This is a genomic window from Bacillus sp. 22190 (assembly GCF_052045575.1).
GTDB lineage: Bacteria > Bacillota > Bacilli > Bacillales > Bacillaceae > Bacillus > Bacillus altitudinis.
The window spans coordinates 1-11,412 of record NZ_JBQEPF010000028.1; the positions used below are offsets into that span (position 1 = coordinate 1).

Here is an 11,412-nt window from a genome sequence, read left to right on the forward strand (position 1 = left end):
CACGAGATTCAGGTTCCTGTCAAACCAACGGATCTCGCCTATATGATTTACACATCTGGAACGACTGGACAGCCGAAGGGTGTCATGGTCGAGCACCAGTCTCTTGTCAATCTTGCTTTTTGGCACAATGATGCCTTCCAGGTGACGAAACAAGACCGAACCGCCAAATATGCCGGCTTTGGCTTTGATGCCTCCATTTGGGAGATGTTCCCGACGTGGATCGCCGGCGCAGAGCTCCATATCATCGACGAAGCGATTCGCCTCGATATGATCAAGCTCAATTCGTATTTTAATCACGAAGGTATCACCATTGCGTTCCTGCCAACACAGCTATGTGAGCAGTTTATGTCGATGGACAATCATTCTCTCCGTTACTTACTGACAGGCGGGGACAAGCTGAAACAGGTGAAGCCCGTTCCATACAAACTCGTGAATAACTACGGCCCAACAGAAAATACGGTCGTGGCGACAAGCGGGATCATTGATCCAGATCAAGGCACGCTTCCTATCGGAACAGCGATTGCCAATACTCGTTTTTACATTATGGGTTCGTTATATGACCTCTCGCCGCAAGGCGTACCGGGTGAACTTGTGATTGCGGGGAAAGGACTGGCAAGAGGCTACTGGAATCTCCCAGAGGAAACGGACAAACGGTTTGTCCCAGATCCATTTTATCCAGGAGAGCGCATGTACCGTACAGGCGATTTGGTGAAATGGACAGAGGATGGCGAGCTGATCTACCTCGGCAGAAAAGACCATCAAGTGAGCATCCGCGGATTCCGTATTGAGCTGTCAGAAATTGAAGCACAGCTCCTTGCGCTGGATTCAGTCCAAGAAGCCGTCGTGACAACGGTCAAAGACGCAAGTGATCAAGACGCTCTTGTCGCTTACGTCATCACAGATAAAGAAACGGGCACTTTGAAAGAAAGCCTAAAGCGCACCTTACCTGAATATATGGTGCCATCATGGATCATTAAGCTAGCCCAACTGCCGATGACGGCAAATGGCAAAGTGGATCTCAAAGCACTGCCAGCACCTGATGTGGAAGCGAATCAAACAGCATACGAAGCCCCAAGAGATGAAGTGGAAACACTGCTTTGCGGCATTTGGGAAGATGTGCTTGGCGTCAGCCAAGTCGGTATTCACGACCATTTCTTCTTCCTTGGCGGAGATTCGATTAAAGGCATCCAAATGGCAAGCAGACTCACGCAAGAAGGCTGGAAGCTCGATATGAAACTACTTTTCCAATACCCAACGATTGCGGAGCTTCGCCCATATATCGAAGAAGCGGACCTTCTCACAGCCGATCAATCACCTGTGGAAGGAGAGGTCATTTTAACACCAATTCAGCGCTGGTTCTTTGAACGGAACTTCAGCAGCCAGCATCATTGGAATCAGTCCGTTATGCTCCATGCGGCAAATGGTTTGGATGAAGCGCTTGTCAAGCAAGTGCTCGAGCAGATGATGACCCATCATGATGCTTTGCGATTGGTTTATCCGATAGAAGAAGGACGCATCATCCAGCGTCATCGTGGAGTAGACGAAAACGATGTAGCGGTGGACGTGATAGAAGTACAAGGAGAACGATCACAGCAAATCGAGCACGTAGAAAAGCTGGCAAATGAAGTGCAGGCGAGTATTTCTTTAACAGAGGGACCGTTAGTCAAACCTGCGATTTTCCGTACGGATCATGGAGATCACTTATTGCTCGTTGTACATCACCTTGTCATTGATGGTGTGTCATGGCGTATTTTCCTTGAAGACTTCATGGCTCTTTATGAGCAGGCGAAGCGTGGGGAAGAGCTGACACTTCCTGAAAAAACACATTCATTCCAAGCATATGCCCAGAAGTTGACGGAATATGCAGTGTCAGATGAGCTGCTGGCAGAAAGGGACTATTGGAAAAAGGTACTTGGGCATTTAACTGCACCTCTGCAAAAGGATCATGTTACAGAGGATCAAAGAATGCTGCATACAAAAACCATTCGCTTTACGCTGTCTGAGGAAGAAACACGCAGTCTACTGACAGAAGTACATGAGGCGTACCATACGGAAATCAATGACATTTTGCTAACCGCTTTAGGATTGACCCTGAAAGAGTGGACAGGAGAAGACAGACACTTTATTCACCTTGAAGGACATGGAAGGGAAGACATCCTTCCGGCGGTCAATGTGTCGCGGACCATCGGCTGGTTTACGAGCATGTATCCTGTGCTACTTGATTTGTCGCATGCGGAGGATCTTTCGTATCAAATCAAGCTTTTGAAAGAAGAGCTCAGACACATTCCGAACAAGGGAATCGGCTATGGCGTTTTAAAATACTTAACGCCTGACAAAATGAAGGACGGTATCGCATTTGATGTCACGCCAGATATCAGCTTTAACTATCTTGGTCAGTTTGATGAACAGATTGGCGGGGGTGAACTAAGTCGATCCACTTGGCAGGCAGGTCAATCATTAAGTCCAGAATCAGAGAAACCTCATGCATTAGATATTGTTGGTTTCGTAGAACAGGGCATGTTCCATATGACGATGTCATATCACCAGCTTGAATTCGAAGAGCAAACGATGGAACAGTTTAAGGACCTTTTAAAAAAGAACGTGAAGGCAATCATCTCACATTGTGTATCACAAGATGAAGCGCAAATTACACCTAGTGATGTAGGAGACGATGACCTGACCATGGATGAACTTGAAAAGCTAATGGATATATTTTAAGCAAACGAAGAGGTGGACTATGAGCAAACAGAAGATTCAAAAGGTATATCCTTTAACACCAATGCAAGAAGGCATGTTATATCATGCCATGCTAGACCCTAATTCGTCCTCTTATTTCACACAGCTAGAGCTTGGAATAAGAGGGGAGTTTGATCTCGATCTTTTTGAAAAAAGTCTCAATGAGCTCATCGGCACATATGACATTCTCCGTACAGCCTTTGTCTATCAGCAATTACAGAAGCCTCGTCAGGTTGTACTGGCAGAGCGCAATCTAGATGTGTATAGAAAGAATCTATCTCACCTGAATCATCAGGAACAGCAAAAGGTACTAGATCAATATAAAAAGCAAGTGAGAAAGCAAGGCTTCCATTTAACGAATGATTTGTTATTGAAGGTCGCTGTTTTTCAACTGAATGAAACAAACTGGCATCTCATTTGGAGCAACCATCACATCATCATGGATGGTTGGTCCATGGGAGTTTTGATGAAAAAATTGTTTCATTACTACGAATCTTATCGGAACGGCAAAACGCCGGATCGCTCACAAGGAAAACCTTATGCAGATTATATCCAGTGGCTTGGCAAGCAAAATCAACAAGCAGCGGAAGGCTATTGGAAGGATCGCTTAGACGGTGCGGTTCAGCATCAAGGGCTTTTGCAGCAAAAAGAAGCGAACGGGCAATATGACCATCAGGAATGGACGTTCACATGGGATGCTGAAATGGTCAGCAGCATTCAAGAGATCGCAAGGAATTGCCAAGTGACAGCACCAAATCTATTCCAGGCTGTTTGGTCGGTTCTTTTAGGCACTTACCATGCTACAAATGATGTCACTTTCGGAACAGTCGTGTCTGGCAGGCCGCCAAGTGTGGCTGGTATTGAACAGATGGCAGGGCTTTTTATCAATACAATACCGGTAAGGGTAGAAATGAATCACGAAGACACCTTCAAACAGCTGTTTCAAAAAGTTCAGCAGCATGCGCTGGAAGCGGAAAACTATGATTTTATGCCGCTTTATGACATTCAGCAACAGACAGCTGTAGGAGGACAACTCTTCGATCACTTGGTCGGGTTTGAGAACTATCCTTTAGATCAAGAGCTATCTGGTGACACCATGTCGGAACGTCTAGGGTTTTCCATTGATGTAAAAGACGGCTTTGAACAAACGAATTTCGATCTAAATGTCCTTGTATATCCAGGTGAAACATGGACATTGAAAATCAAATACAATGCGGTGGCTTTTGAAGCAGAGGTCATTGAAAAAATATCGAAACACCTGACCAACCTCATGAAGCAGATCATCGAGAATCCGGAAGTTCGCCTTCATGACGTGACGTGTATCACCGAAGAAGAAAAACAGCAGATTGAAGCATGGAACAAGACAGAACGAGATTATCCAAAGCATCTGTCTATTCCTGAGCTTCTTAAAGAACGCATTCAAACGCAACCAGACCATCTGGCGTTAGTCGAAGGAGAGCGGGCATTCACCTATGAAGAACTCGGCCAAGAAATCCATCGTGTTGCGGGACATTTGATTGATAGCGGAGTGAAACAAGAAGATGCCGTCGCAGTGTATATGAATCGATCTGCTGAAGCAGTGATCGCCATTTTAGCGGTTCTTCAAGCAGGGGCTGCTTATGTACCAATTGATCCAGCCCAGCCAAAGGATAGAATCCGCTTTATGCTTGAAGACAGCGGCGCATCCGTTTTGCTCTATGCGGACAGCCAGCCGCCAGTTCATGAAAGCATCCAAGCCGTTCATGTGTCGGACATATCGAATCAGTCAATCGTACCATTGGAAGTCGAGACCTCTCCTTCGCAATTGGCGTATATCATGTACACGTCGGGGTCAACCGGCCAGCCAAAAGGTGTTCAAATTGAGCATCAGCATATTGTCAGATTGGCATGTTCACAGGAGACACTGGGCTTGAGCAAATCGGATCGTATGGCACATACAGGAGCAGTCAGCTTTGATGCCATTACTTTTGAAATTTTCACCACACTGCTGAACGGTGCAACGCTTTATCCTGTTGACCGTGACACGTTATTGGACATCAACCGGTTTGAACGCTTTATCCAAACGAATCAAATCTCGTCGCTCTTTTTAACGACAGGTTTGTTTAATCAACTCGCTCAGCAGCGACCGCATATGTTTAAAGGATTGTCCAAATTGATCACAGGCGGTGATGTGATCAATGTGAAAAGTGCAGAGCTTGTGAAGAAACATCATCCATCACTTGTTTTACTGAATGCGTATGGCCCCACAGAAAACACCACCATCTCGACCATTTATGAGGTGAGAGGGGATGAAACGGGCACGATTCCAATTGGTCAGCCGATCAATCATTCGTCCGCTTACATTTTAGATGACAATCAAAGACTTCAGCCAATTGGTGCGCCAGGAGAGCTGTATGTCGGCGGTGACGGTGTCTCAAGAGGATATCTCCATCGTCCAGAATTAACAAAGCAAGTATTTATCGCTGATCCTTTCAAGGCAGAAGGGCGTTTATATCGAACAGGAGATTTGGCTAGGTACGGTTCAAATGGTCAAATCGAATTCCTCGGACGGACAGATGATCAAGTGAAAATCCGTGGTTTCCGTATTGAGCTAGGTGAAATTGAAACGATTCTTCAACAAGAGACGGGGATCGATGATGCGGTTGTGCTCATCCATGCGTCTCCTTCAGAAGAAAAAGAAATGACCGCTTACTATACGGGAACGATCACGGAAGAAGAGGTGCGGGCTTTATTTCATCAAGCACTGCCAGCATATATGGTACCTCATCACGTCATGAAGCTAGATGCTTTCCCGCTTACCGCAAACGGAAAGGTTGATCGAAAATCTTTACCAACGCCTGACGAAGCTGATCGTGAAGAAATCAGGATCATTCCACCTGAAACTGAGACGGAAAAGGCGCTTGCTCAAATTTGGGAGGAACTGCTTGGGAAAGCGGTGGGAATAGATGAGCATTTCTTCATGACTGGCGGACATTCACTCAAAGCAATGATGATGTCAGCCAAAATCCAAGAAGTGTTCCAAAAGGAAGTTCCGATTCAAGTGATATTCGAAAAGCCAACGGTTCGATCGCTTGCGTCATACATTGACCAGGACGGTCAAGAAGAACAAGGACATCCGATCTTACCGGCAGCGAAGGCGGAGGACTATCCAGTGTCACCAGCTCAGCGGCGCTTATACATTTTACAAACACTTGAACCTAAGAGTACGAACTATCATATTCCGATCGTCTTAACGCTTGAAGGTACGCTCGATCATCAGCGGCTCACCTCAGCATTTGATGAATTGATTCAAACGCATGAAATCTTAAGAACGAGTTTTCATATGAAAGGCGAGAACATCGTCCAAAGGGTACATGAACGAGCGGTATTTGACCTCCCTGTCCATGATGTAAAGGAAGAAGAGGCCGAGGCATTTCTTGCTGAACGTCAGGCGCCGTTTGATTTGACAGCCGCTCCCCTCCTGCGGGCACAGCTGCTCAAAGTGAGTGACGACCGTCATCTTTTAGTTCTGGAAGCACATCACCTGATTACAGATGGCAGCTCCATGAAGACGTTCATTCAGGATTTGGCGAAAGCCTATGATGGAGAGGCACTTGCAGAAAGAGACATTCATTATAAAGATTACGCTGTCTGGCAGTTAAGTGAAGAAGAAACAGAGAAACAGCGTGTGCATGAAGCGTATTGGCTGAAACAATTCGATGGAGATGTACCGGTTTTAGATTTGCCGACAGACTATCCGCGTCCAGTGGAACGTGATTTTTCTGGAGAACGGGTGATGTTTGGCTGTGATCAAGCGACAACTCAGCGTATTCATGAGCTGCTCAAGAAAACAGATACGACGCTGTACATGTTCTTGTTATCTGCATTTCAAGTACTGCTCGCATCCTACAGCGGACAGAAGGATATCGTTGTCGGATCTCCTGTTGCGGGGCGAACACATCCAGATATTCAGGACATGCCAGGGATGTTCATCAATACCATTGCGATGCGCGGGAAACCGGAACAAACAAAGTCATTTATACAGCTGCTTGAAGAAATAAAAGAAACGAGTGTAGATGCTTTTGCACATCAAAGCTATCCGCTCGAAGAGTTAATCGCGCGTCTGCCACTTGATCGTGATACAACCCGAAGCCCGCTCTTTAGTGTTTCGTTTAATATGCAGAACATGGATGTTCCTGCACTAAAGCTCGGCGATCTGAACATTTCGCCTTATGCAATACAGCACCGATCCGTCAAATTTGATCTGTCTCTAGAAGCATTTGAACGTGAGGGAGAAATAAAACTAAGCCTAGACTATGCAACGGCATTATTTAAAGAGGAAACCATCCGCCGGTTCGGAACACATCTGCTTGCGATTATTCGTGAGGCGGTCCAGCATCCGCATGAACAAATTGGCTTGTTCAATCTCTTGGATCAGCATGAGCAAATGGAGCGGCTGGAGAAAAGGGATGGAGAACAAACAGGTCAACATGAGCCGTATCATGTGCAATTTTCAAGGCAAGCCATGGAAACGCCTGATGCCATTGCGGTGATGGATGGTGAAAGGAAGCTGACCTACCGTGAATTAGATCACATGTCCAATGCTCTTTGTAGTGAGCTGAAGATGCAAGGCGTAGAGAAAGAAAGCACAGTCGCACTTATTCTTGATCGCTCTGTCTATGTCATTGTCTCGATGCTAGGTGTAATGAAAGCAGGCGGTGCATTTGTCCCAATTGATCCAGCTTTTCCTGCGGAACGTATTCGTTACACATTAAAAGATTCAGGGGCAAAAGTCATCGTGGCAAATGAGTCTCTTGGCGATTCGTATCAGCATCTCAAGTCGATTCAGGTCGTACATGTGGAGAAAGCCGTCCAACGAAACGATTCTCTAGACCTGCCGGACGTATCGGTTGATCAACTGGCTTATGTGATTTACACATCTGGAACAACAGGGAAGCCAAAGGGTGTACAGCTCACGCATCGTAATCTATCACACTACGTCAATTGGTTGACACATGAAGTGACTTTACAAGAATGCGATCGAACGGCACTCCTGTCTTCTTATGCATACGACCTTGGTTACACAAGCATTTTCCCGATTCTAAAAGCAGGCGGGACACTCTATATTCCTCGTGAAGACGTGTATACAGACCCTGTACGTCTCATGCGTTTTATTGATGAACAAGAGCTGACTTATATCAAAATGACACCATCCTTATTTCATATGATGGCAGATTCGAAGGGCCATACATTTGACGCTTTACGGCTTGTGGTATTGGGAGGAGAACCGATTGTCTCTGAAGATGTTGAGACATTTATGAAGCAGCATCCATGCGTGGCAGTGATGAACCATTACGGTCCGACAGAAACAACGATTGGTACAGTGAGCAAGCTAATGACACCGCATGAGCTGGATGCTTTAAAGGAGCGTTCTATCATCGGAAAGCCTATTGCTCATACAAGAGCGCTCGTATGCAATCGCGAGCAGCGCCTTGTCCCTTATGGCGCACCGGGTGAGCTCTACATTTCAGGTGATGGTGTTTCAAAAGGTTATTTGAATCAGCCTGAATTAACAGCAGAGCGTTTTCTTGAAAATCCTTATTTCCCTCAAGAGCGGATGTATCGGACTGGAGATTTGGTCAGACAGCATGCAAATGGGGAGATTGAATTCCTTGGAAGAGTAGACGATCAAGTGAAAATTCGCGGTTATCGAATTGAGAAACAAGAAATTGAGCATGCCGCACGTGCCCTTTCAACCATTCAAAAAGTGTATGTCAAAGTGATCAACACATCTCGTTTACCGGAGCTGGCGTTATATTATACAGCACCTGATCACATTGGAACGCTGACATTTAGAGAAAAGCTTTCAGAGACACTGCCGGATTACATGATTCCTACTTATTTTGTCAAAGTGGATCATATGCCGCTGACGCAAAACGGAAAAGTGGATGCGAAATCTCTGCCGCTTCCTCATGAGGCACATATGAACCGCACGGCACAAGCAGCACCAGAAACGGCGCTTGAGAAGACGCTTTGTGATATTTGGTCAGATGTTCTTGGAATTGAGGAAGTTGGCATTGATGACCATTTCTTTGAATTAGGCGGGCATTCTCTGAAAGGCATGGTGCTCATTTCGAACATGCAAGCCAAACTGAATCAGCATGTTCCACTCAAGGTTCTTTTTGAAAAGCCAACAATACGGGCGATAGCTGCCTATTTGGAAGAAGCTGATGCTTCGCTCGTCACATCCATTCAGCCAGCGGAAAAGCAAGATTTCTATCCAGTCTCTTCCGCACAAAAGCGAATGTACGTATTACAGCAGCTACATCCAGAATCCGTCACCTACCATATGCCAGCCGTTTTCATGATGGAAGGAAACCTTGATCTGAAGCAGCTAGAAGGAGCGATTCAAGCTTTAATTGATAGACATGAGTCATTGCGGACAGCCTTTGTTGAAATTGATGGCAGTCCCGTCCAAAAAATCTATCGCCGTGTGCCGTTTACGTTACAGATGGTTGAAGTAGAAAGCGATCAGGTACAATCCGTCGTAGACAACTTCATGACACCATTCTCATTACATCAAGCACCTCTAATGAGGGCGAAAGTGGCAAAGCTGTCTGATGACAAATATGTGTTCATGATGGATATGCACCATATCATCGCAGACGGAGTGACACGCAGTCTACTTATTCAAGAATTAGCGGAGTTGTATGAGCATAAGACGTTACCGCCAGTTCAGTTGCACTACAAGGATTATGCGGTATGGCAGCAAGAGGATGAACAGCAAGCAGCACTTGAAAAACAGCGGCAGTATTGGCTGGAGCAATATGCACAGCCGCCAGAAGACTTAGCACTTCCGCTTGATTTCCCGCGGCCTAGCGTGCAGTCATTTGCAGGAGACCGGGTGGATAGATGGCTGTCTGCTGAAAAGGCGCAGCATATCAAAGCGCTCATGGCTGAAAAAAATGTGAGTTTGAACATGGTGATGCAAACGGCCTTTGCCATTCTCCTTCATAAATTGACTGGGCAGCATGACATCGTCATAGGGGCTGTAACGGCTGGCCGTACACATGCGTCAATCGAACGGATTCCGGGCATGTTTGTGAATACACTGGCCCTTCGACATGACGTTCAGTTAGAAGAAACTGCAGAGCATCTGCTAGAAAAAATAAAAGATCACAATCTATCAGCTTATGAACATCAAGGATTCCCGTTTGAGGATTTGGTCGCGCAGTTAGACCTTCCGAAAGACACGAGCCGCAACCCGTTGTTTAGTGTCATGATGACAACGGATGACCGTGATCTGACGTTACCGAATTTGAATGGACTTACGCTTTCACACAAACAGCAAGAAGCCGTTCAGGCAAAGTTTGATTTAACGCTCGGCATCTTTGAGGAACAAGATCAAGTGGGCTTGCGCTTTGAATATGCAGCGGCACTATTTAAAAAGAGTACCATTCAGCGATGGAGTCAATATTTTGAGCGGATCATAGACGAAATGATCGCGAAATTGAATCAGCCGATCTCAACCATCTCCATCTTAACCAAAGAAGAAGAGCGACATCTGCTTGATGAATGGTCAGGCCCTATCCTAAATGTCCCGACAGATCAAACGGTTCATGCATTGATTGAGGCGAAGTCGCAGGAAGTATCTCATCAAAAAGCCGCTGCCTTCTGCGGCACAAGCTGGACGTATGAAGAACTGAACAACCGGGCGAATACAGTCGCCGCAAGACTCATTTCCAGCGGCACAAAACCGGGAGACCGCATCGGCATTCTCACGCGTCCATCGCTCGAGATGACAGCCGCTGTTCTCGGTGTGCTCAAGGCAGGTGCGGCATTCGTGCCGATTGATGCCGATTATCCAGCGCAGCGCATTGCCTACATGTTGGAAGATTGCGGGGCAGAGGTCCTTCTGATTCAGAAAGAGCTCACTGCACCACCTTCTTTCACAGGTCATACCCTCTTCATAGAAGAGGCGGTAGAAGGAGAAGCGCACGAGATTCAGGTTCCTGTCAAACCAACGGATCTCGCCTATATGATTTACACATCTGGAACGACTGGACAGCCGAAGGGTGTCATGGTCGAGCACCAGTCTCTTGTCAATCTTGCTTTTTGGCACAATGATGCCTTCCAGGTGACGAAACAAGACCGAACCGCCAAATATGCCGGCTTTGGCTTTGATGCCTCCATTTGGGAGATGTTCCCGACGTGGATCGCCGGCGCAGAGCTCCATATCATCGACGAAGCGATTCGCCTCGATATGATCAAGCTCAATTCGTATTTTAATCACGAAGGTATCACCATTGCGTTCCTGCCAACACAGCTATGTGAGCAGTTTATGTCGATGGACAATCATTCTCTCCGTTACTTACTGACAGGCGGGGACAAGCTGAAACAGGTGAAGCCCGTTCCATACAAACTCGTGAATAACTACGGCCCAACAGAAAATACGGTCGTGGCGACAAGCGGGATCATTGATCCAGATCAAGGCACGCTTCCTATCGGAACAGCGATTGCCAATACTCGTTTTTACATTATGGGTTCGTTATATGACCTCTCGCCGCAAGGCGTACCGGGTGAACTTGTGATTGCGGGGAAAGGACTGGCAAGAGGCTACTGGAATCTCCCAGAGGAAACGGACAAACGGTTTGTCCCAGATCCATTTTATCCAGGAGAGCGCATGTACCGTACAGG

General features: G+C 46.4%; 2 protein-coding genes. Both read left to right on the forward strand.

Going from position 1 to position 11,412, the window contains the following annotated elements:
• The coding region (locus ACTJKA_RS19565) for a condensation domain-containing protein (protein WP_440607910.1) at positions 1–2,718 on the forward strand (2,718 nt) is incomplete at its 5' end.
• 19 nt (positions 2,719–2,737) lie between these two features.
• Positions 2,738–11,412 (forward strand): amino acid adenylation domain-containing protein (locus ACTJKA_RS19570; protein ID WP_440607911.1); only part of this gene is annotated, 8,675 nt, incomplete at its 3' end.